Below are 23,640 nucleotides of genomic sequence, written 5' to 3'. Positions count from 1 at the left end.
CTCATGACGCTGACGCTCGTCCTGGTCCTCGCGCTGCTGGTCGGCGTCTCCCTCGGGCTGCTCGGGGGAGGCGGGTCGATCCTGACCGTACCGCTGCTGGTCTACGTCGCGGGCATGGACGCCAAGGAGGCCATCGCCACCTCCCTGTTCGTCGTCGGTGTCACCTCAGCCGTGGGCGTGATCAACCACGCCCGCGGCGGACGGGTCCGCTGGCGCACCGGCGTCCTGTTCGGTGCGGCCGGCATGGCCGGCGCCTACACCGGCGGGCTCATCGGCGGCCGCATCCCCGATGTCGTCCTGCTGATCGCCTTCGCGGTCATGATGATCGTCACCGCCGCCGCGATGCTCCGCGGCCGCCGGGACGCCGCCCCCGACCGCGCCCACGAGCAACTGCCGGTGGGGCGGGTGCTGCTCGACGGCGCGGCCGTCGGCCTGGCCACCGGCCTGGTCGGCGCCGGCGGCGGCTTCCTCGTCGTCCCCGCCCTGGCCCTGCTGGGCGGCCTGCCCATGCCGGTGGCCATCGGCACCTCACTGCTGGTCATCGCGATGAAGTCCGCCGCGGGCTTCGCCGGTTACCTCTCGAGCGTCCGGATCGACTGGGGCCTGACCCTGGCCGTCACCGGAATCGCGGTCGTCGGCAGCCTCGCCGGAGCCCGGCTGGCCGGGCGCGTCCCCGCCCACGTCCTCTCCCGGCTCTTCGCCTGGTTCGTGCTGGCGATGGGCACCTTCGTCCTGATCCAGCAGGCCCCCGCCCCGGTGGCGGTCCCGATCCTGGCGGCCATCGCCGCGCTGGGCGCCGGAGCGGGCGTCTGCTACGGCTTCGTCGCCCGCTGTCCGCTGCGACGCGCCGTCCACCGGACCTAGGTGTGCCGCCCCGGGACGTTGTCGACGCGGGGCAGTACACGCACGCCCTTCGGCCCGCCGGGGCAGCGGCATGCCGTGCGGTTCGGGGAATGGCCCGCCCCGTTCCGGTGTTACCCCTGGGGGTATCGAAGTCACCGATCCGGAGAGACGGAAGGAAGGACCCATGGTCCAGCTCCCCGCCGACCAGGTGCGGTCGGCCGCCAACCGGCTCAAGCGCGCACAGGGCCAGCTCGCCGGTGTCGTACGCATGCTGGAGGAAGGGCGTGACTGCGAGGAGGTCGTGACCCAGCTCGCCGCGGTCAACCGCGCGCTGGACCGGGCCGGCTTCGCCATCGTCGCCGGCGGTCTCAAGGAGTGCCTGAGCCAGGAGGGCGGCGCCGACAGCCTCGATGTCCAGAAGATGGAGAAACTGTTCCTCTCCCTCTCCTGACTCTCCGGCCCCCGCCGGTGCGGTGAGGTGAGCCGGTGCTCAGGCCAGCGACAGGAACAGCTTCTCCAGACGGGCGCGCATCCGGTCCCGGTCACCGTCCACCTGTCCCTCCTCGGCCATGCAGTGCTGCAGCCCCGTCGCGATGATCGCGAAGCCGGCCCGGTCGAGCGCCCGGGAGACCGCTGCGAGCTGGGTGATCACGTCCTCGCAGTCGCGCCCCTCCTCGATCATCCTGATGATCCCCGCGATCTGGCCCTGCGCCCGCCGCAGCCGGTTCAGCACGCTCTTCAGCTCGTCGGCCGCCATGTCCAGTTCCACGCATCCTCCTTCATTGATACCCCTTGGGGTATTCTAATCGGTTTGGTCCTCGTCTTGGACGAAAGGACGAAAGCCGCCCCCGGAACTCCCGAACGGCCATGCGGCGAGGGGACGTTCGGACCATGGAACGGGCCTCCCGGCCCCTCCGGGCGGCGCCCACGGACGCGGGACATTGACAGCGCAACGACAACCGGGGAGACCTCAGGAGCAGCACCCTCGAAGGGGATGACCATCATGGCAGTGCACGACCACCCGCACCGTTCTCCGGGACTCCGCTCGCCCTTCCGGCACAGGTCCGGGGCGGCAGCGCCGGCGGCCGGCACCGAGGCCGCGACCGCGACGAGCGCGTACGTCTTCGCCGGGCTGCGGCTGCTCACCGGGTTCGTCTTCCTGTGGGCGTTCCTGGACAAGACCTTCGGTCTCGGCTACGCCACCGGGTCGGGCAAGGGCTGGATCGACGGCGGTTCGCCCACCGAGGGGTTCCTCGGCGGTGTGGCCGCCGGGCCGATGGAGTCGGCGTTCCACGCGTGGGCCGGGGCGGCCTGGGCGGACTGGCTGTTCATGCTGGGACTGCTCGGCATCGGCGTCGCGCTGATCGCGGGTGTGGCACTGCGGCTCGCCGCGGTCGCCGGCACGGTGATGATGGCGCTCATGTGGATCGCGGAGTGGCCGCCCGCGCGGCATCTGTCCGACGGCTCGCCCAGCATGTCGACGAACCCGTTCGCCGACTACCACCTCGTCTACGCCGTCGTCCTCATCGCCCTCGCGGCCGCCGGCGCCGGAGCCACCTGGGGACTCGGCAAGGCGTGGGCGCGACTGCCCTTCGTCAGCCGCAACGCCTGGCTCCGCTGACCCCGCGACACCGCCACCGCCCCGGGTGCCACCGTGACGACACGGTGGCACCCGGGGCGCTCCTCACAGCCGCAGCGTGAACCAGATCGTCTTTCCCTCGTCGGTGGGGCGCACGCCCCAGCTGTCGGCCAGGACCCGGACGAGGTTGAGCCCGCGGCCGGACTCCTCGTCCTCGCCGGCCCGCCGGGGCTCCGGAAGGTGCGGACTGCCGTCCCCCACCTCGACGGTGAGCTCGGCGGCCGTACGGCACAGGTGCAGGGTCACCGGGCCCTGGGCGTGCTGTACGGCGTTGGCCAGCAGCTCGGACACCAGAAGCCGCGCGTCGTCGGCCTGCGCGTCACAGTCCCAGGCGGTCAGCGCCGTACTGAGGAACGCGCGTCCCTCGGGCACGGACTCGGGGCGGGTGGACAGAGTGGTCGTGACGGACGCCAGCGGCGCGGCGGGCCGCTGGGCCAGCAGAAGGGTCACGTCGTCGTCGTGCCCGTCGGCGTCCGGCCGCAGAGCGGACAGGATGCGGTCGGCCATGGCGTCCAGACCCGGCGGTTCGGGGGCGGACAGCGCGCCGCAGGCGGCCGCGAGGGCGGCGAGACTGTCCTCGATGTCACAGCCGGGCGACTCGATCAGACCGTCGGTGTACAGCACCAGGGTGGCGCCCGGCGGCACCGCCGCCGACGACTGCTCGTACAGCACGTCCCCCACGCCGAGCGGCGCGTTCACCGGAGCGGGCAGCGGCCGTACCTCGTCACCGGGTGCGGCGACCAGGACGGGGAGGTGACCGGCGGAGCACAGCGTCACCTCCGCCTCGTCCGCGGCGACGACGAGATAGCAGCAGGTGACCAGCTGATCGGGCACGTCCAGATCCGCCACACACGCGTCCAGGGCCTGCATCAGCCGCCGGGGCTGCATCCCCGTCTTGGCCAACGCGTGTGCCGCCGAACGCAGTTGGCCCATGACGGCGGCGGCCTCCAGGCCGCGTCCCATCACATCGCCGATCAGCACGCCGACCCGGCCCGCCCCGAGCGGTATCAGGTCGAACCAGTCGCCTCCCACACCGGCACCCTGCGTGGCGGGACGGTACCGGCTCGCGGTCACGAGGCCGGGTACGGCGGGCGGGGTGCCCATCAGACTGCGCTGCAGGGTGAGCGCGACATGACGCTGCTGCTCGTACAGCGCCGTCAGTTCCGCCTCGGCCCGCTTGCGGTCGCCGATGTCACGGACGATGGCGCACGCCCCTATCACCGTGCCGTCCGGCGCCCGCCTCGGCCACATGGTCACGTCGACGTCCAGCAGCGCCCCGTCCCTGGTGACGCGCAGCGTCTCGAAGTGCTCCACCTTCTCGCCCGTCCGGAGCCGGGTGAGGAGTACGGCGATCTCGTCCCGGTGATCGCTCGGCGCGAGGAGGGAGATGTGCCGGCCCATGACCTCGCCGGCCGTGTAGCCGTACAGCCGCTGGGCGGCGGTGTTCCAGTAGGTGATGTGCCCGTCCAGCGTCTTGGCGAGGATGGCGTCCTGCGACGACTCCACCAGGGCGGCCAGCTCGCTGATGCGCTCCTCTGCGGCCTTGCGGTCGCTGACGTCGCGGACCGCGGCGGAGATCAGCAGCCCGTCGGCGGTCTCCAGGGGGCTGAGGCTGATCTCGACCGGGAACTCGGTGCCGTCCCGGCGCAGCCCGTACAGGTCGAGACCGGCTCCCATCGGGCGTACCTGCCGGTTCGCCGCGTAGGCGTCGCGGTGCAGGGTGTGGTGGCCGCGCAGGCGTTGCGGGACGAGCAGATCGACGGGCCGGCCCAGGAGCTCCTCACGCCGGTGGCCGAACAGCGCCTCCGTCTGGGCGTTGACCAGGGCGATGGTTCCGGTGTCATCGACGATGACCATGGCGTCCGGTGCGCTTTCCAGCAGCCCGCGGAAGCGCTCCTCGGCCGCGCCCCGCTCGCCGGTCCGGGTGGGGACCGGGTACGTGCCCGGTTCGAGGGCCGTGACGGGACAGGTGCCCGTCGTACCGGTGTCGTGGTTCATGTCCCGCCCCGCGGTCAGTGGTTTCCGGCCATCCCAGCGCAACCGGGCGGGGCACACCCCTGTTTGTCCCCAACTGTCGTTATCGGGCCGTGCCCGCTCCTGGGATGTGCGGCTTGTGACAGCTTTTCAGGGCACGGTCCTGCCGCCGGCACGACGCTTCACGGGGCGCCCGCTCGGGGCGGCGGCGGACTCGCCGGCCGCCCTCCTCGCGGGCATCGCCGTCGTGGCCGTCGGCCGGGACGTGCGGACCGGCACGGGTCTGATGGCCCTCCGACGGTGGTGGAGGGAAGGCCCTCCGGCGCCCTGCTGACGGCGGCGTCCGGCGCGGAACTGCCGGTCGTCGGACACCGGCTCACCGACCGCCCCAGGATCGTGCGTACCGGCCCGGTGCCCCATGCCGTGCTCCGGCGGACGGCGTGCCCCGTGGCCGTCGTGCCCCACTACTGACCAGCCCTAACGGCGGGCGCGCCGGTGGGCGACGAGCAGGCCGAGGGCCAGGCCGACGAGGAGCGTGACCGTGAGGACGCTCCACAGGGGAAGCGTCACGTCCGACACCCACAGCCTGATGGTGACCGACTTCGTGTTCGCGGCGATGAACCAGATGGCCAGGCCGGCGAGCAGCAGGAAGCCGAGGGTGCGCAGCCTGACGTCCCGCCCCTTGACGGTCACGGTCGGCGGACCGTACGGGTGTGCTGTGTTGCGGGCCATACGACCCATTGTCGGCTCGCCCGTCCGGGTCGGCGACCCGGGGATCCCCGCCCCCGCACCCGGCGCCCGCCGGCTTGCCCGGCCGGCCGTGAGTTGACCCTCCCCCTACGTCAGGCTTGAGGCTGGGTGCCGACGAAAGGGCGGGTGGATGAGCTACTCCGTGGGGCAGGTCGCGGCCTTCGCCGGGGTGACGGTGCGGACACTGCATCACTACGACAAGGCGGGACTGCTTCCGCCCAGTGACCGCAGCCACGCCGGATACCGGCTCTACAGCGAGGCCGACCTGGTCCGTCTCCAGCAGATCCTCTTCTACCGTGAGCTCGGCTTTCCGCTGGAGGAGATCGCCGTGATCTTCGAGGATCCGCAGGCCAACGCCCTGGAGCGGCTGCGGGCCCGGCAGTGCGAGCTGAACGAGGAGATCGCCAGACTGCGGCGGCTGGCCGAGGTGGCGGAACGGGCGATAGAGGTCCAGCGGACCGGGGTGCCCCTGACACCCGAGGAACGCTTCGAGGTGTTCGGCGAGGTCACCTTCGACCTGAGCTACGCCACCGAGGCGGAGCTGAAATGGGCGCACTCGGAAGGACAGCGCGAGGCGATGGCACGCGCGGACGCCCACACCAAGGAGGACTGGCGCCGCCTCATGGGCGAGGCCGCCGCCTGGCGGGCGGAGCTGCTCGCGGCCTTCGACGAGGGGGAGGCGAGCTGCGGCGAGCGGGCCATGGACCTCGCCGAGGAGCACCGCCTGCACATCGCACGCTGGTTCACCTCCTGCCCGCCCGACACGCACCGGCGTATCGCGGACGATTTCGCCGCCGACCCGCGCGCGTTCGCCCTGGTCGTGCCGCCCTCGCAGCAGCGCCCGGGCCTGGCCGCCTACACACGCGACGCCGTCCACGCCAACGCCGCCCGTCACGCGGGCAGCGTCACCGATGCCCGGGAGGGCCGATGAGGATCACGATCGCCGCGGCCGGATCACGCGGCGACGTCGCGCCGTACACGGGGCTGGGACGCGAACTGCGCCGGGCCGGGTACGACGTGGTCCTCGCCGCCACCGACACGTTCGCACCCCTCGCGCACGACGCGGGGCTGGAATTCCGCGGCCTGCCCGCCGACACACGCATGCGCGGCGGCGGCACGGGCGGACGTGAGCTGATGCGGACCGCTGCCGCGTTCGTCACCGAACTGGGCCAGGGCTTCGCGGACGCGGTGGACAAGGGCACGGACCTGCTCCTGCTGTCGACCACCACGGCCCCGCTCGGCTGGCACCTCACCGAGGCGATGGGCACACCGAGCCTCGGCGTCCACCTCCAGCCCACCGAGCCGACCGGCGACTTCCCGCCCGTCGTGACCGGCTCCCGCTCACTGGGCCGGCTCGCCAACCGGGCGACCGGACGCTTCGCCCTGCGGATGGCCGACCGCGTCTACGAACCGGCGGTCGCACAGCTGCGCCGGCGTCTCGGCCTTCCCCCTGCCTCCCCCTCCGAGACGCGCCGGCGACAGGAGCGGGCGAACTGGCCGATCCTGTACGGCTTCAGTACGGCCCTGGTGCCGCGTCCCTCCGACTGGCGCCCCGGCCTGGAGGTCGTGGGCAACTGGTGGCCCCACCACGACCCGGCCGAGCGGCTGCCCTCCCGGCTCGAGGACTTCCTGTCGGCGGGCCCACGGCCCGTCCTCATCGGCTTCGGGAGCATGGCGTCCGGAGACGGGGAACGGCTGAGCGAGATCGCCGTGCGCGCCCTGCGCCGTGCCGGACTGCGGGGGATCCTCCAGGCCGGCAGCGCCGGGCTCGCCGCCGACGGGGACGACGTGCTCACCATCGGGGACGTACCGCACGCCCTGCTGTTTCCACGGCTGGCCGCGGTTGTCCACCACGGCGGGGCCGGCACCTCCGCCGCCGCGCTGCGCGCCGGGGTGCCGGCGGTCACCGTGCCGGTGACCGCGGACCAGCCGTTCTGGGCGGGGCGGCTCGCCGCCCTCGGCGCAGCCACCGCACCGATCCCCTTCCGGTCCCTCACCGCCGAACGGCTGGCCGGCGCACTCGGGCAAGCGGTGAGGAAGCAGGCGTACAGCAGAGCGGCGGCAAGGGTGGCATGCCATCTGGCGACCGAGAACGGGGCCCGCCGTACCCTCGAGGCCGTCCGGCGGCTGACCGGGGGATGACACCGATCCGGGCCGACGGGAGCGTCCGCCCCCGTCGACGACGGCGTCCGTGCTCCTCGGCGCCTCCTCGACGGTCGCGTCACCCGACAACAGCTTCCGCACGGCCGAGAGGTGGGCCTGCCGGTCCTCCGGGTTCGGCCGGCGCCGGTCCATGAACGGCACGGTGGCGCTCGCCCTCCGCATGACGATGAGGACGTCCAGCGGGTCAGGTTCGGGTGTCGAGGGCTGCCCAGACCGTGCGGCCCGGCTGTCCCGGTGTGCGGGTCACCGCCCAGTCGTCGCTGAGGGCGTCGACCAGGAGGAGGCCGCGGCCGCTCTGGTCGTCGGGGCCGGGGCGGCGGAGCATGGGCAGGTCCGGGCCGCGGGCCTCGTCCTCGACCTCGATGCGGACGCGGCCGGCCAGCAGCCGCACGCGGCAGACGACGCGGTCGCCCGCCGCGTGGGTGAGCGCGTTGGTGACGAGCTCCGACGTCACGATGACAGCGTTGTCACGCACCTCGTCGGCGACGTCCCACGCCCTGAGCAGCTCACGCACGCCGGCGCGGGCGGCGCCGACCGAGGCGGCGGTCGCCGGCAGGTCGAACGTACGGAGCCCGGAGGCGAGACGGCCGGGGGCCGCCGGCTCGCCTCCGGGCGGTCTGGGGGAGGAGTGCTCGTGTCCGGCGGGGTACGACGGCCTGGGTAAGGGGAGGCGAGCCATCTCCGTAGGCCTTTCGTCGGACTGTGCGCCGGGGGTCGGCCGGCCGGTCCCGCCCGGCCCTTCGGCGGGCCGCCGCAGGACGGTGCGCACACTCTGGCACTCGCCAACGGCCGCTCGCAACAGGCGAGTTGAAAATTGCAGCTCGCTCCGTGCATGCTGCTTCCGTCCACCGGGACAGTGAGCCTCGAACATCCGATGTGAGGAGGCGGGGCATGACCGCGGAGACCGACTGGGGCGGTGCCCCCTCCGTCCTGCGCATGATCCTCGGCCGGCGGCTCGAGGAGTTGCGGACCCGGGCCGGCCTCACCTACGAGGAGGCCGGAACGGCCATCGGGGTCAGCCACTCCACGATCCGCCGGATGGAGGCCGCCAAGGTCGCCCGGCTCCGTCTCGCCGACACCGAGAAGCTGCTCCACGTCTACGGCGTGACGGACCGTCAGGAGATCGACACCTTCCTGAAGTCGGCCCGCGAGGCCAACAAGCGCGGCTGGTGGCACACGTACCGCGACGTGATGCCGGACTGGTTCGCCGCCTATCTGAGCCTGGAACAGGCGGCCTGGCAGATCCGCGCCTACGAGGGCCAGTTCGTGCACGGACTGCTGCAGACCGAGGCCTACGCCCGCGCCCTGCTGGCCGCCGGCAACCCGCACGCCCGCCCCGAGGCCACCGAGCGACGGATCGCCCTGCGGATGCGCCGGCAGGAACTGCTCGGCCGGGACACACCGCCGACGGTGTGGGTGGTGATGGACGAGACCGTGCTCCGCTGGCCGGTCGGCGGCCCGGACGTGATGCGCGCCCAGATCGGCCACCTCATCGAACTCCAGCGCCTGCCGCAGGTGACACTGCAGATCACGCCGTTCGCGGGCGGCCCCCACCCGGCCCTGCGCGCCGGTTCGTTCCAGCTCTTCCGCTTCCGGGCGCGTGAACTGCCCGATGTCGTCTACCTCGACGCTCTGGTGGGCGCCGTCTATCTCGACAAGGCCGACGACGTCGTCGTGTACCGCGAGGCACTCGACCGGGCCGGTGCCCAGGCGCCGCCCGCCACCGCGACCGAGGCCGTTCTCGAACGGATCCGCAAGGACCTCTGACCGCGCCCCGTCCCCACCCACCGCCCACGACCTGTGAAGGAGACCCGAGGTGCCCGAGAACGGATGGCCGGCCGACCGGATCGACACCGAGAACGCGCACTCCGCGCGGATCTACGACTACATCCTCGGCGGCAAGGACTACTACCCGGCGGACCAGGAGGCCGGCGACGCCATGGCCCGGGAGTGGCCCGCCCTGCCCGTCCACATGCGCGCCAACCGGGACTGGATGAACCGGGCGGTGCGGTGGCTCGTCGAAGAGGCCGGGATGCGCCAGTTCCTCGACGTCGGCACCGGCATACCCACCTCCCCGAACCTGCACGAGATCGCCCAGTCGGCGGCGCCCGGGTCACGCGTGGTCTACGTCGACAACGACCCCATCGTCCTCACCCTCTCCCAGGGACTGCTGGCCAGCACACCGGAGGGCAGGACGGCGTACATCGAGGCGGACTTCCGCGACCCGGCGACCATCCTGGCCGCCCCCGAACTGCGGGAGACCCTCGATCTGGACCGGCCGGTGGCGCTGACGGTCATCGCCATCGTCCACTTCGTCCTCGACGAGGACGACGCCGTCGGCATCGTCCGGCGCCTGCTGGAGCCCCTGCCCTCCGGCAGCCACCTCGCCATGACCATCGGCACCGCGGAGTTCGCGCCCGAGGAGGTGGGGCGGGTGGCCCGCGAGTACGCGGCCCGCGACATGCCGATGCGGCTGCGCACCATCGACGAGGCGCACGAGTTCTTCGAGGGCCTCGAGCTCACCGGTCCTGGGATCGTCCAGGTCCACAAGTGGCATCCGGACGGCACCGGAGAACAGGGCATCCGCGACGAGGACATCGCGATGTACGGAGCGATCGCCCGCAAACCGTAGCGGCCCGCGTCGGCACCGGGCGTCGTAGGACGGCACGGCCGTACGACGCCCGGTTCGCCGAGGCCGGCGGGGATGTGGCGCGCATACGTCATCATGCTGCTCATGACCGACCCCGGACACCCCGCGCCCGCCGACGCCGAAGGCGGCAGGCTGGCGCACAGCAGAACACCCATGACCGGCCGTGACCCGGCGGAACCGGGCAGGACCGCCACCCCCCTCGAGCTGCTGTTCGATCTGACGTTCGTGGTGGCGGTGGGCACCGCGGCCTCCCACTTCGCCGAGATGTTCGCCGAGGACCACGCGCTCGAAGCCGTCGGCGCCTTCGTCCTGGCGATGTTCGCCATCAGCGTCGCCTGGATCAGCTTCAGCTGGTTCTCCTCCGCCTTCGCCACCGACGACTGGCACTACCGGGCCCTGACCATGGTGCAGATGGTCGGCGTGGTCGTCTTCTCCCTCGGCCTGCCCGCCATGTTCCACTCCATCGAGGAGGGCGAGTACCTGGAACTGCGCGCCATGGTCCTCGGGTACGTCGTGATCCGGATCGCCATGGTGCTGCAGTGGTGGCGCGCGGCCCGTGAGTCGCCGCCCTTCCACGACGTGGGGATGCGGAACATCCGCTGGGTCGTCCTGGTCCAGCTCGGCTGGATCGCGATCTCGTTCACCCATCTGACCCTCGCGGTGGCGTTCGTCGCCTTCGCCGTGCTGGGGGCCGTGGAGCTGCTGCTGCCGCTGCTCGCACAGGGCCGCTCCGGCGGCACGCCCTGGCACCCGCACCATGTCGCGGAACGGTACAGCCTGTTCGCGATCATCACGCTCGGCGAGGGAGTCGTCGGCACCGTGGCCTCGTCCGGTGACCTGCTCGGCGGCGAGACCGGCACGGACTGGAGCGCGAACGCGATCGCCGTCGTGGTCGCCGGTGTGGGGCTGACGTTCGGCATGTGGTGGGTGTACTTCACCACACCGTTCGGCCCGATCCTGGCCCGCCGGCGCGGCCGGGGCTATCTCTTCGGCTACGGCCACATCCCGCTGTTCATGGGCATCGCGGGCGCCGGCGCGGGACTGCATGTGGCCGGCCTGTACCTGGAGCACCACGCGAGGATCGGCGAGGTGGCCGTGGTGCTGTCACTGGCCGTCCCGGTCGGGGTCTACCTGCTGATGGTCTATCTGCTGCACACCCTGCTGCTGTCGGCGGGGGACCGGTTCCATCTGCTGCTGATCTCCCTCACCCTCGCGGTGCTCCTCGCTGCGGTGCTCCTCGCGGTGGCCGGGGTGGGGACGGCGGTGTGTCTGCTGGTGGTGATGCTCGCCCCGTTCGTCACCGTGGTCGGCTACGAGACGGTCGGCCACCGTCACCAGCGCAGGATGCTGCGCGCCCTCGGTGCCGGGTGAGGCGGCGGTTCACAGCCAGCCGCGCCGGGCCGCCTGCCAGGCGAGCTGCATCCGGGTCGTCGCCCCGGCCAGTTCCATCATCCGCTGGATGCGCCGCTGCACGGTGCGCCGGCTGAGCCCCATCTGACTGGCGACCGCCTTGTCCGTCACCCCCGCCACCAGCAGGGCCAGCAGACGCCGGTCGGTGGCGGTGAGGGAGTCGGCCGGGCCGGCGCCGTCGGTGCCCGCCACCGAGCCGGTGTCGTCCACGACCAGCGGTACGGCGTCCTCCCAGTACCGCTCGAAGAGCGCGATCAGGGCCGCCAGCAGATTGCTGTCGCGCACCAGCGCGGACGTGGGCTCGTCCGGGCTGCCGTGCGGACCGCCCGGCACCAGCGGGCAGACGGCGATCGCCCGGTCCGCCACCGCGAGCCGCAGCGGCAGATGCGGCACGGCCCGTGCCAGCTCCCCGGCCCGCACGCCCTCGACAACGTTATCGACGGCGCCCTCGTCGTCGAAGAAGGCCTTCTCGTACAGCACCCGGTAGCGCACGCCCCGTTCCAGCGCCTCGTACTCGGCCCGGTTGCTGCCGGACGGCATCGCCACGTACTGCGCCTTGCAGAACCACAGCATCTCGTCGCGCGCGCCGTCCTGGATCTGCCGCAGATGCTGGCGCAGCGCCTCGGCGCCCGTGATGACCTCGATGAGCTGCCCCGCGTCGCCCCGGCGCATCGTCTCGCGGTAGCTCTCCACCAGTCCGGCCGCTTCCGCCCTGGCCAGGTCGAGGGCGTCGGCGCGGCGCTTGAGCCGGGGCAGCAGCGCCACGTCGGGAGGGGTGGCGCGGTAGTGGCGCGGCAGCCCGTCGTTCTGGCTGATCATGCCCTTCGCTGCCAGGGCGTCCAGCAGCCGCTGCGCATGGCCGTCCGGCAGACCGGCCCGGTCGGCGACCTCCCGCACCGTCGCCCGGCCCATGGTCACCAGCAGCCGGTAGACGGTCTCCTCGGGCCCGGTGACCCCGGCGGCCTCCAGCGTCACGGCGCCCTCCCGGTATACGACGACATGCAGCGCTTCAACCGTCGAATACCGTATAACACCGTGTGAACGGCGGTGGGAACGGACGTCGCCGCCCGCTCCCACCGCCGTCCCGCCCGGCTCGTCAGCCGCGGTGCAGATACGCCCGCGTCACGGTCTGCCGGACCGAGTTGCCGGCCGAGTCCTCGGCGGTGACCCGGAGCGTCACGGGGGTGTCGCCCCGGACGCCCGCCGGCCTCCTGACCTCGGCCGAGAAGGCGTTCTCGCCCTTCGCCCGGACCGGAACCCGGGTGAAGTGCCGGCCGTCGTCGTACGACACCTCCACCACCGTGCGCACCCCGCGCGGCGCGCCGAGCCCGTCCTGGTTGCGGACCGTCAGCCCCAGCCTGTACGCGCGGCCGGGACCGACGGCGTTGTGCGCGTCGACCGGTACGTCGTAGTCGACCTGCAGCAGCGGCAGCCGGGCCTCCTCCCCGGACGGGCCGGAGCGGAACGTCCAGGAGGTGTCGGTGGCCGTGGCGTAGTCCCACTCGGCGGACTCGCGGGAGGTCGTCAGGCGCAGCCGGTAGTCCGCCGCACCGGACGGCACCTCGACGTCCCGCCACGCGTCCGCCAGGCCGGTGATCTTCTCGCCGTCGCGGAAGAGCTCGGCGTCGGCCGTGTCCGTCGACGGCGCCCGTACGCCGATGCCCGTGCCGCCGTCGAGCAGCCGGGACCAGTGGCCGGCCGCGGAGTCGGTGAACTCCGGGATGCGCAGCCGCAGTACGTTCCCGTCCCGCGTCGTGGCCGGCACCCCGGCGCGCGGAATGGAGGGCCGGACCACCGCGCCCTGCCAGGTCTCGCGTACCTCCTCGCCGGCCCGGTAGGTGCGGGGCGTGTCCGCCAGTCCGCTGTTGAGCGGGGTGTCCACATCACCGACGGTCCGGTGGAGTACCACGTGATCCCACTCGGTGGTACCCGAGCTGACGTACTCGGTGCGTGTGAACGCGGTCGGCACATGACGGGTGTACTGCAGCCAGGCGAAGTCCTGGTACGGCCGGCGGGCGAACCGCTGCTCCGCCGCCCACTCCACCCCGCCGTTGTCCGCGTACACGGACCGTACGACGGCGCTGTTGCGCTCGGACACGGTGTGCACCACACGGTCCGGGATGCGCTGCTCGGACACCTGCATGACGTCGTACAGATAAGGGCTGCGGGCGGTGCCGCCGAAGGCGACGGTGGTGGATCGCCGCTCGATCCGCTTCAGCAGGTCGGCGCCGGTGCGGGCACCGACCCGGACGACGGGCACCTTCCAGCGCTCGCCGTCGGGCGTCCAGCGGGTCCAGCCGTTGTCGTTGAAGTGGACCACCAGCACCGCGCGGGCGCCGGCCGCGGCGGCCCGCTCGGCCAGGTCCGGCCCGGCCACGCCCGCCTCGTCGGTCACCACGGCGAGCCTGCCGCGGGCGCGGCGGAAGTCCGGTGCGTCCGTGGTGCCCGCGGCCACGGCGCGCAGCCGTTCGCCCCGCTGGTCCAACAGCGGTGAGCGGGGCATGTAGTAGGCGCCGAGGTCCTCGGTGCCGCCGACCACGCCCGCTTCGAGCAGGGGCGCGACGAGCTGCCAGCGCGAGGCGAACTCGAAGATCCCGTCGGTGACCTCTGCGGTGGGACTGACGTACAGGGCCTCGGCGATGTCGAAGTACATCGTGCCGTCGATCCAGCCGTGGCCGTCGATCTGCCGGTACGTCTGATAGCTGAGGATGCCGCTCTGTTCGGCGGGCCGGGGCGTACGGATCTCCACCTTGACCGTCTTGCGCGGGTCGACGACGACGGTGGTGTCCTTGGTGACCTTGATCTCGGGCAGGACGACCTGGCGCAGCACCTCCTTGCCGTCGACGCGCTCGACGCCTCCGGAGGTCAGCTGGTAGGTGCCCTCCTCGACCTCGGCGACGGCGTTGTCGCGGTCCGTGTACTCCACGAAGCCGTTCGCGCCCCACACCGTCGGCAGGGCGTGGATCCGCCGGCCGTCGTTGTCGTACGAGACGACCTTGAGCTTGTGCACGGGGCCGTTGACGATCAGGCTCAGCGTGGTGTGGACGGTGACCGAGCCGTCGGCCGAGGCGGCCGTCAGATGGCCGTAGTAGTCACCGCGCTGCGCGCGGGCGGGATTCACGGTGAGCGGCACCTCGGCCGTGCCGCCGGCCGGGACGGTGACGTTCCCGCGGTCTGGGACCACCGCGCCGTCGGCGACCTGCCGGCCGCCGGAGGTGGCCAGCTCCGCGCCGAGCGTGAGGGTCACGTCCTCGGCGGAGGTGTTGGTGTAGCGCACGGTCCGCGTGACGGTGCCGGTGTCGTCGGCGCCGTACGTGCCGAGGGCGAGCGTGGCGGTGGCGACGACCGGCGTCCGGACGGCCGCCGCGACGTCCACCCGGCCGCCGCCCTGCTCGGTCACGAGCTGTCCGCCGACGGTGCGGGCGGTGCTGGTCAGCGCGTCCTTGAGGCGGTCCGCGGTCCAGTCCGGGTGCCGCTGGGCGAGCAGCGCCGCGGCGCCCGCCACATGCGGTGTCGCCATCGACGTACCGGAGGCGGCGACATAGTGGGCGTCGACCACCTCGCCCATGGTGGTGCCCGCGGCGCGTGCGGCCACGATGCCCACACCGGGCGCCGTCACGTCGGGCTTGACGGCCGCGTCACCGGGCCGGGGGCCACGGCTCGAGAAGTCGGCGAGGGAGTCGTCCCGGTCCACCGCGCCGACCGTGAGGGCGGCGTCCGCGGCGGCGGGGGAACCGATCGTGCCCCGGCCCGGGCCCGCGTTCCCGGAGGCGACGACGAACAGCGCGCCGGATCGCGCGGAGAGTTCGTTCAGGCTGACGCTCATCGGGTCGGTGCCGTCGCTCGGCGCGTCGGAGCCCAGCGACATGTTGACGACCCCGGCGCCCCGGGCGACGGCCCACTCCATGCCGTCGATCACCTGCGAGGCGGTGCCGAAGCCGTCGTCGCCGAGGACCTTGCCGATCAGCAGGTCCGCGCCGGGGGCCACGCCCTTGCGGCTGCCGCCGGAGGCCGCGCCCGAGCCGCCCACGATGGACGCGACGTGGGTGCCGTGTCCGAAGACGTCGCCGGTGCCGGAGCTGCCCGAGAAGTCCTCCGCCTCGCTGACGCGTCCGGCCAGATCGGGGTGGCCCGTGTCGGCGCCGGTGTCCAGGACGGCGACCTTCACGTCGTCGCCCTCGAAGCCGGCCTTCCAGACCTCGGGGGCACCGATCTGCGCGGTGCTGCGGTCCAGGGAGGCGCGCACCCGGCCGTCCAGCCACACCCGGGGGACGGCGGCCGCGCGGGAGGCGTCCCCGGCGGCCGGTGCGAGCCGCTTCCAGAACGCGCCGAGGTCCTTCGCCGGGACGCGTACGGCGTCGGCGTCGATCGTCTCCAGCCGGCGGGCCGCCGTGCCGTCGGCGGCGAGCGCGGTGAGCGCACGGAGCGTGGAGTCCGGGACGGTCGGACCGTCCCCGACGATCAGCGGCAGCGCGTCCGTGTGGGCCTCGTCGTACCGCTGCCCGAGCAGCCCGGTCACGTCGAACAGGCCCCGGTCCAGGCGCCCGGCGGTGACGAGTCCGGCGGCGTCGGACGGGAGGACCGTCAGCCGCCCGTCCTCCTCGATGGTGCGGAAGAGGATGTGCCTGCGGCCCTCTCCCGGCACCACCGAGGCGGTGCGTCGGCCGTCCGCGCCGGTGTGGACCGTGACCCGGTCGCCCGTGATCAGGCGCACGGTGGCGCCGGCCGGAGCGGGTGCCGGGCTCGTGGCGGGTCCGGGTGTCCCGCCCGGGTCCGCCGCGACAGGCGGCATGGCGCCGGCGGACAGGGCGAGCCCCGCCGCCACGGCCGCCGCGATGCGCATCCGTCTCATCAGTTCCTGTGCCTTCCGTCGTTCCCGGCGCGCCGGTCCGTGTTCACGTGCCGTCCACGCGGCCGCGAAGTGCCGTTGGTGCAGCACAGATTCCGCCGCCGGAGCGGGCGCTGTCACCGGGTTCGCCGTGGCAGAGATGGGACATGTCGCAACGGCGACACCGGCTCTCCGGTGCGGGGTGTGTGGGTCTCGTGAGGGTCCCCAAGTGACTCCCGGGGCGGCCGGGTTAAAGCCACCGGACTGATAAGATCATCGAACTTTCAGTAGGCTGGCGGCGCGTCATGAACGCGTACGGGGGACAGTCTCTAAGGCCCCATCGCTGAGGAGTTGAGGCTTGGTCGGCCGTAGGCCCGTGCCGTTCGACGGCACGGACCCGTCCCATGTGTGCGCGGCCCGGTCCGGCTCCCGGCGCGATGCGACTTGAAGAGAGTCTCATGACGTCATTGATCAGGGATCCATTGCTGTGGATCCTGCTTGTGGTGCTCGTCGCTGCGGTGTTCGCAGTGCAGCGGGCACGGAGAACCAACCTGGCGCTCCGAAGAGCGAAGAACGACCTGGAGACCGGAATGGGCCACGCCCAGAGCCGGATCGACCAGCTCCAGGGACACATCTCCTCCCTGGACACCCAGCACCGCGGTGACCTCGCGAACGTGAGGGCGGACGCGGAGTCCTCGACCAAAGCCGTACTGAAGTCGGCGATGGGTACGCTCCAGTCGCTCTCCGAGGAGCAGCAACTGCTCCTCGACGGGCTGCTGAAGAAGTACGGCGACGACACCGAGGTGCTCGCCGACCTGATGTCGGTGGACCACACCGGAAGCCAGTTCGGCCGCCGTGCCAAGGGCATCTCGGTGTTGTGCGGCGGCTGGCTGGGCCGGCGCGAGGGAGTGGCGACCGTCTACGACGTGGCCCGCAGTGCGCAGGGCCGCATCAAGGACTTCAACCGGGTCAGTATCCACGCCCAGGCCAGTGTCGCCGTCACCAGCAAGGCCGTGGAACCGGTCGCGGTGGTGCTGGCGGAACTGCTGGACAACGCGACCACGTACAGCGCCCCGGGCACACCGGTCGAGGTCAACATCCAGGCAGTGCCGACGGGTGTGTGCTTCATCGTCGACGACGCCGGTCTGGGCATGGACCAGGAGACCAAGGACCGGGCGGCGGCCCTGCTGTCCGCCGAGGGCGCGGTCGACATCACCGGTCTCGGTGACCCGCCCCGGTTCGGGTTCGCGGTCTGCGGCATGCTCGCCACTCGGTACGGCTTCGCCGTCTCCGTCGGTTCCGTGTCCCCCTACGGCGGAGTGCGCGCAGTGATCCGAGTACCGGAAAGCCTCCTGGCGGCGGAGGCCGTCCCTCCCGCCGAACCCGTCCAGGAGGAGCAGGGCCCGCAGAGCGCCCCGCAGCGGCTGGCGCCGGTCCCGGTCGGCCCGTCCCACGTGGTGGGCACGACGAACGGCGGGCTGCCCAAGCGCCGCAGGCGCCAGGGCCCCATCTCGGTGGTGCCGGCCCCGGAGCCCGCCATGGACGAGCAGACGTCCGAGTCGGCCGGCGAGGTGACCGCGTCGCGCCTCGGGGCGTTCGCGCGCGGCACCCAGCTCGGACGGAACACGAACACCACGGAAGGATCTGACCACCAGTGAACACCGACCTGTCGTGGGTGCTGAACGACGTGCTCGAGGTGCGTGGAGCCCGCCACGCGGTCCTCGTCTCGGGTGACGGCCTGCTGCTGCAGCGTTCGGACGACATCTCACGCGACGACGCCGAGACCAACGCCGCCGCGATGAGCTCGATGCAGTCCCTCAGCCGGGCGGTCGCCGGCTTCGTGGGGGCCGGGCACGGCATCTGGAAGCAGACCCTGCTGGAGTACGACGGCGGCTGGATCTTCCTCATCGCCGCGGGGCAGGGCGCCTACCTCGCGGTGTCGGCGGCGCTGGACGTCGACATGGAGGCCGTGTCGTTCCGTATGCAGAAGACGGTGACGGCGCTGAGCAAGGCGATGAGCGTGGCGCCGCGCGACCACGGCGGCGGCGCATGACGACCCCCGGCGAGGAAGAACCCGTCACCAGTGACTTCGTCCGCTCCTACGTCATCACCGGCGGGCGCAGCCTGCCGTCCTCGGAGGAACTGGCGCTGCACACCTTGGTCACCCTGGCTCCCGAGCGGACACCTCCGCTGGGGGCCGGCCCCGAGGTCCGGGCGATCTGGGAACTGTGCGCGGGCGGCTACCTTTCGGTCGCCGAGGTGGCGGGCCACCTCGGCCTGCCCGTCGGAGTGGCCCGGCTGCTGCTCACGGATTTAGCAGAGCAGGGGCACCTGCTGCGCAGGGCCGAACCCCCCCGGGCCCAGAACGTTGACAGAGCGACCCTCGAGAAGGTTCTGAATGGACTCCAATCCCTCATCGGCTGAGACGGCGCAGAAGTCCATCTACGTCTCCAGCGAGGTCACCAACGCCGCCAAGATCCTCGTCGTCGGGCATTTCGCCGTGGGCAAGACGACCTTCATCGGCTCGCTGTCGGAGATCACTCCGCTGCGCACCGAGGAGAAGATGACCCAGGCGTCCGTCCACGTCGACGATCTGCGGGGGGTGGCCGACAAGAAGACCACCACGGTCGCCCTGGACTTCGGCCGGCTCACCCTCAGCGACGACCTGGTGCTGTACCTGTTCGGCACCCCGGGCCAGCAGCGCTTCATGCAGCTGTGGGAGGACATGGCGCGCGGCGCCCTCGGGGCGCTGCTCCTGGTCGACCCGGCGCGGCTCGAGGAGACCTTCCCGGTCATCGACCTCATCGAGCGGTACGGCCTGGAGTACGCCATCGCCGTCAACTCGTTCGGCTCCTCCTCCACCTACGGCGAGGCGGAGGTGCGCGAGGCGCTCGACCTGCTCCCGGACACCCCTGTCGTCTACTGCGACGCCCGCGACCAGCAGTCGTCCGCCGAGGCGCTGATCGCGCTGGTGAGACACCTGCTGGAGCGCGCGGCCTGACCGCCCCGCGCCCGCCCGGACCGGGAACCGCGGTTCCCGGATCACTAAGGAAGACTTCATGGATCCCCAGACCCCGTCCGCCGCCACCGTCGGCAGATGCCCCATGCACGACGAAGCGTTCGCCGCCGACCCCCAGCAGGTCTACGACCGGCTGCGCGCCCACGCGCCGGCCGGTCCCGTCGAACTCGCCCCCGGCACCGACGCCACCCTGGTCGTCGGGCACGAGCTGGCGCTGCGCGTGCTGCAGAACACCGAACTGTTCGCCCGTGACGCCCGCCGCTGGAAGGCGCTCAACGAGGGGCAGATCGGCATGGACAACCCGGTGCTGCCGATGATGGCGTACCGGCCCAACTGCCTGTTCACCGACGGCGCGGTGCATCTGCGGCTGCGCAAGGCCGTGGTGGACAGCCTGTCCCGGCTCAGCACCGCGCGCATCCGGCGCGACGTCGAGCCGATCGCGGACTACCTCATCGACCAGTTCAGCGAGCGCGGCCGCGCGGACCTGCTGGGCGACTACGCCAAGCTGCTGCCGCTGCTGCTGTTCAACCGGCTGTTCGGCTGCCCCGCGGACATCGGCGACACCATCACCACCGCGCTGTCGGCGATCTTCGACGGCAAGGACGCGCTGCGCGCCAACGAGGAACTCACCGGCGCCCTCATGGAACTGATCGCCCGCAAGCGGCGACAGCCGGGCGACGACGTCACCTCCTGGCTGATCCAGCACCCGGCGGGGCTGACCGACGAGGAACTCAAGGACCAGCTCGCGCTGTTGATGGGCGCCGGCATCGAACCCGAACGCAGCCTCATCGGCAGCGCCCTGGTGCTGCTGCTGTCCGGGGCGGGCGGCCGGCAGAGCGGCATGCGGATCGAGGAGGCCCTCGACGACGTGCTGTGGAATCAGACGCCGATCGCCAACTACGCCGCCCACTACCCGGTCCAGGACGTCGACCTGGGCGGCCATGTGGCGGAGGCCAACACGCCGGTCGTGATCTCCTTCGCGGGTGCCAACAGCGACCCCGCGCTAGCCGAGGCCCGCCGCACCCACAGCAGGGGTGCCCACCTCGCCTGGGGGGCCGGGCCGCACGCCTGCCCCGCCAAGGATCCGGCCCAGGTCATCGCCACCACGGCGATCGAGCGGCTCCTCAACGCGCTGCCCGATCTCGCCCTGGCCGTGCCGGAGAAGGACCTCCAGTGGCGGCCCGGGCCCTTCCACCGGGCCCTGGTCTCCCTGCCGGCGACGTTCAGCCCCACACCGGCCACCCGGATGGCGGCCGCGCTCCAGGAGCGGGCCACGGCGCCGGGCGCGCAGCAGCAGCCGCTGCAGTCGTCCCCGTCCGCCCCGGCGCGGCAGGAATCGGCGCGGCGGAAGGGATTCTGGAGCAATTTCCTGGACATCTTCCGTGTCTGATGCACCGCATGTGACAGGAGCAACACACAGAGGCGCATGACGCGGGTAGGTGGAAGGGTAGGTTCCGTCGGTAGTGATCACAGTGCCCAGTAAAAGGAGCCCTGCGTGACCGCCGTTGGCGACATACGCGGTACCACCAACCACCGCCGAGCCGTCATCTCCCTTCTCCGTCGACTGCGTTCACCCGAGGGGCAGGTCAACCCCCTGCCCGTGTGGGAGAAGTTGCGCGCCCTGGGGGACGTGGTGCCTTCCCCCTGGGGCGGCTACTTCGTCACGAGTTTCGAGGCATGCAGCCAGGTCCTGCGCAGCAGGGACTGGCTCGTGCCGGACTTCGCGTGGCAGGAGCGGCAGCCCGACCCGAGCCGCTGGCGGGAGCTCGCCACCCAGGAGTTGACCGGGACCCTGTCGCGGATCAACCCCCCGTCGCACACCTGTCAGAGACGGGCCCTGGGCAATCCCTTCGACCGTGCCACCCTGGAGGGCCTGCGGCCCCGGATCTCCACGCTGGCCTCGAGCCTGCTGGACGACCTGGAGGACCGGCTGCGCGCCGACGGGGAGGCCGACTTCGTCCGTACCGTCGCCGAACTGCTCCCGGTCCGCACGGTCTGTGAGTGGCTCTCCATCCCCGAGGAACACTTCCCGCGCATCCTGCACTTCACCCACCGGCAGGCGTACGCCCAGGAGTTGTTCCCCAGCAAGGACGAGCTCGCGGAGGCGGGCCGGGCCACCCTGGAGATGCGGGAGTACTTCACCGAGCTGATCCGTGACCGTCGGGCCCGTCCTGGCAACGATGTCCTCACCGGCTGGATCCACCACTGGGACGCCCAGTACCCGGACGACCGGGCCGCCGCGGACCGGGTGATCTACCACCTCACGATGTTCATCACCATCGCCTCCCTGGAGACCAGCGCGGTCCTGCTGACCAACGCCGTACGGTTCGCCACGGAGGACCCCGCCCGGGCGCGATGGCTGCGCGCGAACCCGGAGCACATCGAGGACCTGATCGAGGAAGCCATACGGTACGACCCCCCGGTGTGGCTCAACTCCCATGTCGCCGCCGACGACCTCGTCCTCGCCGGCACCCCCATGCCCAAGGACACCACCGTCCACATCCTCTACGGTTCCGCGGCCCACGATCCCCGGCGCAACCCCGATCCGCACGTCTTCGACGTCCTGCGCGGCGGCGGCCACATCACGTTCGGCAGCGGCGCCCACTACTGCCTCGGCGCGGCCCTCGCACGGGCCGAGGCCCGGGAGCTCATCGCCCAGGTGCTGGAACGCTTCCCCACCCTGCGGCCCACCGGACCCCCCTCCTACGACGTCTCCCGGCTCGTCTTCCGCCGCATCACCTCTCTGAAAGTAGCGACATGAGTGCCCCGTCCCTCGTCGGTCTCCCCGCCGACCGGATACTGAAGACCCTGCGCACCTACCGGCAGGGTCCTCTCCTCACCGTCGAACTGAACGTCCCCGAAGAGGGGAACGCCGTCACCGACACCATGCTGGACGACCTCCTCACCGTCCTCGACGACCACGACCCCGCGGTGCGGGTCCTGGTGCTGGCCGCCGCCGGGGACGCGTTCTGCCTCGGCGGCGACCGCAGCGAGTTCCCCCGCCACCTCGCCGACGACCCGGCCGGCGGCGGCATCCGCGCCAACGGCACCAAGGCCCTGCGCGTGTGCGAGGCCCTCACCGCCCATCCCGCCGTCACCATCGCCCGGGTCCAGGGCCGGGCCGTCGGCGCCGGTGTCGGCCTCGCGCTCGCCTGCGATCTGCGCGTGGGCGCCGACACCGCCACCTTCCGGCTGCCGGAGCTCGCCCTCGGCGTGCCCCCCGCCTGGGGCGGGCTGCTTCCCCGGCTGATCAGCGAGGTGGGGGTCGCCCGGGTACGCGAACTGATCCTCACCGCTCGGGTCTTCGACGCCCAGGAGGCCCACGGGCTCTCGGTCCTCCAGCGGGTCGTGCCGAAGGAGGAGCTCGACGACGCCGTCATGGCCTGGGCCAAGCCCGTCCTGCGCCGGTCGGCCGCCGCCCTGCGGGTCACCAAGGCCATGCTCAACTCGCTCACCGCCGCCACCCGGCTCGCCGACACCTCGGTGTTCGACCCCGAACTCCTGGCGGCGATCCTCACCCAGCAGCGGGCCGGCTGACCGCGACGACCCGCTCGGCGGGCGGACGGCGAAGGCCGACGTCCGCCCGCCGGAGGAGCCGGTACCGGGCCCGGCGCTCACACCTCCCAGAAGGTGCGTCGTCCGACACCGCATGTTCCAGACAGTGTGACGCTCACCATCACATGTTCATGGAGAAGTTTTGATACGCTGATCACAACGTTCCCGGCACCGTGTTGCACGATCCCCCGTGCACGGTGCCGGGAACGGGGCCGGTTCCGGGCCCGCCCTGACCCCCGTTCAGGCGGGCCCGGAACCGCGGGAAGAGGATCTAGGAACGCTTGGCGCGGTACAGGCCACGCCCGCTGCGCCGGATACGCGACGTTCCGACGAGCCGGTCGAGGGTGCTGCGGACCGCGTTGATGGTTCCGCTGTCGGTGTCCCGGCCGAGGGCCGCGGCCACGTCACGGGCCCGTACGTCGGTGTCCCCCACGGTGGCGAAATAGTCGAGGATCTGCTCGGTGAGACGGCCGTACTTCTTCTGCCCCTCGGCGTCCGCGTCGGCGGCGGAGGTGCGGCGGACCTGGGCCGGGGTCCTCGCCGTGACCTCCGGGGGCGCGTCCGTCCGGGGCGCAGGCGTCTGTTGCGGCTCTGCCGCCGGGGCGGTGGCCGCCGGACCGGCCGACGGGTCGCGCATCAGGACCTGGAGGGCGCTGAGCGCCCGCTGGACGGAGCCCAAGTGGGCCACGACGGCGGCGAGTTCCCTCTCCAGGGCCTGCTTCTGCGCCTCCAGGCGGTCGAGGTCCTCCTGAAGGCTTTCAGCGGTGACCTCGATGTTGTGCACCGCGCGGGTTCCGGAAACCATGTGT

23 protein-coding genes are annotated in these 23,640 nt (G+C 72.2%); 16 read left to right on the top strand and 7 right to left on the bottom strand.

Annotated features, from left to right (window positions below):
• Positions 1-3: 3 nt before the first annotated feature.
• Positions 4-864, top strand: a complete 861-nt coding sequence (locus tag IF28_RS0130910) for a sulfite exporter TauE/SafE family protein (RefSeq protein ID WP_030227225.1) — start codon at positions 4-6, stop codon at positions 862-864.
• Between the two features lie 163 nt (positions 865-1,027).
• Positions 1,028-1,294: a metal-sensitive transcriptional regulator gene (locus tag IF28_RS0130905; RefSeq protein WP_030227224.1), complete on the top strand. Its 267-nt coding sequence runs from the start codon at positions 1,028-1,030 to the stop codon at positions 1,292-1,294.
• 39 nt (positions 1,295-1,333) lie between these two features.
• On the opposite strand, the gene IF28_RS0130900 is transcribed toward IF28_RS0130905, so the two are convergent.
• On the bottom strand, positions 1,334-1,612 hold the full coding sequence (locus IF28_RS0130900; protein WP_030227223.1) for a metal-sensitive transcriptional regulator: 279 nt from the start codon (positions 1,610-1,612) through the stop codon (positions 1,334-1,336).
• A gap of 234 nt (positions 1,613-1,846) precedes the next feature.
• Here IF28_RS0130900 and IF28_RS0130895 point away from each other — a divergent pair, with 234 nt between their 5' ends.
• On the top strand, positions 1,847-2,464 hold the full coding sequence (locus IF28_RS0130895) for a DoxX family membrane protein (protein ID WP_030227220.1): 618 nt from the start codon (positions 1,847-1,849) through the stop codon (positions 2,462-2,464).
• Between the two features lie 63 nt (positions 2,465-2,527).
• On the opposite strand, the gene IF28_RS38270 is transcribed toward IF28_RS0130895, so the two are convergent.
• Positions 2,528-4,480 carry a PAS domain S-box protein gene (locus IF28_RS38270; RefSeq protein WP_199809058.1) on the bottom strand — a complete coding sequence of 651 codons (1,953 nt, stop codon included), beginning with the start codon at positions 4,478-4,480 and terminating at the stop codon, positions 2,528-2,530.
• Positions 4,481-4,756: 276 nt separating this feature from the next.
• Between IF28_RS38270 and IF28_RS38265 the strand changes: the two genes are divergently transcribed.
• Positions 4,757-4,927, top strand: coding sequence for a hypothetical protein (locus IF28_RS38265; RefSeq protein ID WP_199809057.1), 171 nt, complete (start codon positions 4,757-4,759; stop codon positions 4,925-4,927).
• A 6-nt stretch (positions 4,928-4,933) separates the two neighbouring features.
• Here IF28_RS38265 and IF28_RS0130880 read toward each other — a convergent pair whose 3' ends face one another.
• Positions 4,934-5,188 (bottom strand): lipopolysaccharide assembly protein LapA domain-containing protein, encoded by a 255-nt coding sequence (locus IF28_RS0130880; protein ID WP_030227214.1) that lies wholly within the window; start codon positions 5,186-5,188, stop codon positions 4,934-4,936.
• Positions 5,189-5,336: 148 nt separating this feature from the next.
• Here IF28_RS0130880 and IF28_RS0130875 point away from each other — a divergent pair, with 148 nt between their 5' ends.
• Both IF28_RS0130875 and IF28_RS0130870 read left to right on the top strand, forming a co-directional pair.
• A complete protein-coding gene (locus tag IF28_RS0130875) occupies positions 5,337-6,137 on the top strand; it encodes a MerR family transcriptional regulator (RefSeq protein ID WP_030227210.1) in 801 nt (266 codons plus the stop codon).
• A complete protein-coding gene (locus IF28_RS0130870; protein WP_030227208.1) occupies positions 6,134-7,348 on the top strand; it encodes a glycosyltransferase in 1,215 nt (404 codons plus the stop codon). Before IF28_RS0130875 ends, IF28_RS0130870 begins: the two co-directional genes overlap by 4 nt.
• A gap of 205 nt (positions 7,349-7,553) precedes the next feature.
• Here IF28_RS0130870 and IF28_RS38260 read toward each other — a convergent pair whose 3' ends face one another.
• Entirely contained in the window at positions 7,554-8,048 is a 495-nt protein-coding gene (locus tag IF28_RS38260) for an ATP-binding protein (RefSeq protein WP_051713944.1), read from the bottom strand.
• Positions 8,049-8,260: 212 nt separating this feature from the next.
• On the opposite strand from IF28_RS38260, the gene IF28_RS0130860 reads away from it, so the two are divergent.
• From IF28_RS0130860 to IF28_RS0130850, 3 genes are all read left to right on the top strand, one after another.
• Positions 8,261-9,136, top strand: a complete 876-nt coding sequence (locus tag IF28_RS0130860; RefSeq protein ID WP_030227203.1) for a helix-turn-helix domain-containing protein — start codon at positions 8,261-8,263, stop codon at positions 9,134-9,136.
• Between the two features lie 49 nt (positions 9,137-9,185).
• Positions 9,186-10,001, top strand: a complete 816-nt coding sequence (locus tag IF28_RS0130855; protein WP_030227200.1) for an SAM-dependent methyltransferase — start codon at positions 9,186-9,188, stop codon at positions 9,999-10,001.
• Between the two features lie 102 nt (positions 10,002-10,103).
• Positions 10,104-11,390, top strand: a complete 1,287-nt coding sequence (locus IF28_RS0130850) for a low temperature requirement protein A (protein WP_030227196.1) — start codon at positions 10,104-10,106, stop codon at positions 11,388-11,390.
• A 9-nt stretch (positions 11,391-11,399) separates the two neighbouring features.
• Here the strand turns inward: IF28_RS0130850 and IF28_RS0130845 are convergent, their stop codons facing one another.
• Together IF28_RS0130845 and IF28_RS0130840 are read right to left on the bottom strand one after the other, a co-directional pair.
• The gene (locus tag IF28_RS0130845; protein ID WP_030227194.1) at positions 11,400-12,404 is read right to left on the bottom strand and encodes a helix-turn-helix transcriptional regulator; all 1,005 of its coding nucleotides are present in this window, start codon (positions 12,402-12,404) and stop codon (positions 11,400-11,402) included.
• A gap of 121 nt (positions 12,405-12,525) precedes the next feature.
• Positions 12,526-16,281: a S8 family serine peptidase gene (locus tag IF28_RS0130840; protein WP_030227191.1), complete on the bottom strand. Its 3,756-nt coding sequence runs from the start codon at positions 16,279-16,281 to the stop codon at positions 12,526-12,528.
• A gap of 434 nt (positions 16,282-16,715) precedes the next feature.
• Between IF28_RS0130840 and IF28_RS0130835 the strand changes: the two genes are divergently transcribed.
• The 7 genes from IF28_RS0130835 to IF28_RS0130805 all read left to right on the top strand — a co-directional run bounded on the left by IF28_RS0130835 (position 16,716) and on the right by IF28_RS0130805 (position 22,813).
• Positions 16,716-17,915, top strand: coding sequence for an ATP-binding protein (locus IF28_RS0130835; protein WP_030227187.1), 1,200 nt, complete (start codon positions 16,716-16,718; stop codon positions 17,913-17,915).
• A complete protein-coding gene (locus IF28_RS0130830) occupies positions 17,912-18,310 on the top strand; it encodes a roadblock/LC7 domain-containing protein (protein WP_030227184.1) in 399 nt (132 codons plus the stop codon). The genes IF28_RS0130835 and IF28_RS0130830 overlap by 4 nt, the downstream gene beginning before the upstream one ends.
• Positions 18,307-18,681 carry a DUF742 domain-containing protein gene (locus tag IF28_RS0130825; protein WP_030227181.1) on the top strand — a complete coding sequence of 125 codons (375 nt, stop codon included), beginning with the start codon at positions 18,307-18,309 and terminating at the stop codon, positions 18,679-18,681. The genes IF28_RS0130830 and IF28_RS0130825 overlap by 4 nt, the downstream gene beginning before the upstream one ends.
• A complete protein-coding gene (locus IF28_RS0130820) occupies positions 18,656-19,258 on the top strand; it encodes a GTP-binding protein (RefSeq protein ID WP_030227179.1) in 603 nt (200 codons plus the stop codon). The genes IF28_RS0130825 and IF28_RS0130820 overlap by 26 nt, the downstream gene beginning before the upstream one ends.
• Before the next feature lie 103 nt (positions 19,259-19,361).
• Positions 19,362-20,666, top strand: a complete 1,305-nt coding sequence (locus tag IF28_RS0130815) for a cytochrome P450 (protein WP_037894391.1) — start codon at positions 19,362-19,364, stop codon at positions 20,664-20,666.
• Positions 20,667-20,771: 105 nt separating this feature from the next.
• Positions 20,772-22,037: a cytochrome P450 gene (locus tag IF28_RS0130810; protein ID WP_030227175.1), complete on the top strand. Its 1,266-nt coding sequence runs from the start codon at positions 20,772-20,774 to the stop codon at positions 22,035-22,037.
• On the top strand, positions 22,034-22,813 hold the full coding sequence (locus tag IF28_RS0130805; RefSeq protein WP_030227173.1) for an enoyl-CoA hydratase/isomerase family protein: 780 nt from the start codon (positions 22,034-22,036) through the stop codon (positions 22,811-22,813). Before IF28_RS0130810 ends, IF28_RS0130805 begins: the two co-directional genes overlap by 4 nt.
• Before the next feature lie 289 nt (positions 22,814-23,102).
• Here the strand turns inward: IF28_RS0130805 and IF28_RS0130800 are convergent, their stop codons facing one another.
• Positions 23,103-23,636, bottom strand: coding sequence for a hypothetical protein (locus IF28_RS0130800; RefSeq protein ID WP_030227169.1), 534 nt, complete (start codon positions 23,634-23,636; stop codon positions 23,103-23,105).
• Positions 23,637-23,640 lie beyond the last annotated feature (4 nt).

The sequence above is a fragment of the Streptomyces sp. NRRL WC-3626 genome (genome assembly GCF_000718785.1).
Classification (GTDB): domain Bacteria; phylum Actinomycetota; class Actinomycetes; order Streptomycetales; family Streptomycetaceae; genus Streptomyces; species Streptomyces edwardsiae.
Note: the sequence above shows the minus strand (reverse complement) of the source record. Positions and strands in the feature narration are given on the sequence as shown.

What these genes read in the sequence shown, in the direction of transcription:
- IF28_RS0130910 (WP_030227225.1), top strand. Translation starts at nt 4, where the DNA reads ATGACGCTGACGCTCGTCCTGGTCCTCGCGCTGCTGGTCGGCGTCTCC.
- IF28_RS0130905 (WP_030227224.1), top strand. Translation starts at nt 1,028, where the DNA reads ATGGTCCAGCTCCCCGCCGACCAGGTGCGGTCGGCCGCCAACCGGCTC.
- IF28_RS0130895 (WP_030227220.1), top strand. Translation starts at nt 1,847, where the DNA reads ATGGCAGTGCACGACCACCCGCACCGTTCTCCGGGACTCCGCTCGCCC.
- IF28_RS38270 (WP_199809058.1), bottom strand. Translation starts at nt 4,480, where the DNA reads ATGAACCACGACACCGGTACGACGGGCACCTGTCCCGTCACGGCCCTC.
- IF28_RS0130880 (WP_030227214.1), bottom strand. Translation starts at nt 5,188, where the DNA reads ATGGCCCGCAACACAGCACACCCGTACGGTCCGCCGACCGTGACCGTC.
- IF28_RS0130875 (WP_030227210.1), top strand. Translation starts at nt 5,337, where the DNA reads ATGAGCTACTCCGTGGGGCAGGTCGCGGCCTTCGCCGGGGTGACGGTG.
- IF28_RS0130870 (WP_030227208.1), top strand. Translation starts at nt 6,134, where the DNA reads ATGAGGATCACGATCGCCGCGGCCGGATCACGCGGCGACGTCGCGCCG.
- IF28_RS38260 (WP_051713944.1), bottom strand. Translation starts at nt 8,048, where the DNA reads ATGGCTCGCCTCCCCTTACCCAGGCCGTCGTACCCCGCCGGACACGAG.
- IF28_RS0130860 (WP_030227203.1), top strand. Translation starts at nt 8,261, where the DNA reads ATGACCGCGGAGACCGACTGGGGCGGTGCCCCCTCCGTCCTGCGCATG.
- IF28_RS0130850 (WP_030227196.1), top strand. Translation starts at nt 10,104, where the DNA reads ATGACCGACCCCGGACACCCCGCGCCCGCCGACGCCGAAGGCGGCAGG.
- IF28_RS0130840 (WP_030227191.1), bottom strand. Translation starts at nt 16,281, where the DNA reads ATGAGACGGATGCGCATCGCGGCGGCCGTGGCGGCGGGGCTCGCCCTG.
- IF28_RS0130835 (WP_030227187.1), top strand. Translation starts at nt 16,716, where the DNA reads ATGACGTCATTGATCAGGGATCCATTGCTGTGGATCCTGCTTGTGGTG.
- IF28_RS0130825 (WP_030227181.1), top strand. Translation starts at nt 18,307, where the DNA reads ATGACGACCCCCGGCGAGGAAGAACCCGTCACCAGTGACTTCGTCCGC.
- IF28_RS0130820 (WP_030227179.1), top strand. Translation starts at nt 18,656, where the DNA reads ATGGACTCCAATCCCTCATCGGCTGAGACGGCGCAGAAGTCCATCTAC.
- IF28_RS0130815 (WP_037894391.1), top strand. Translation starts at nt 19,362, where the DNA reads ATGCACGACGAAGCGTTCGCCGCCGACCCCCAGCAGGTCTACGACCGG.
- IF28_RS0130805 (WP_030227173.1), top strand. Translation starts at nt 22,034, where the DNA reads ATGAGTGCCCCGTCCCTCGTCGGTCTCCCCGCCGACCGGATACTGAAG.
- IF28_RS0130800 (WP_030227169.1), bottom strand. Translation starts at nt 23,636, where the DNA reads ATGGTTTCCGGAACCCGCGCGGTGCACAACATCGAGGTCACCGCTGAA.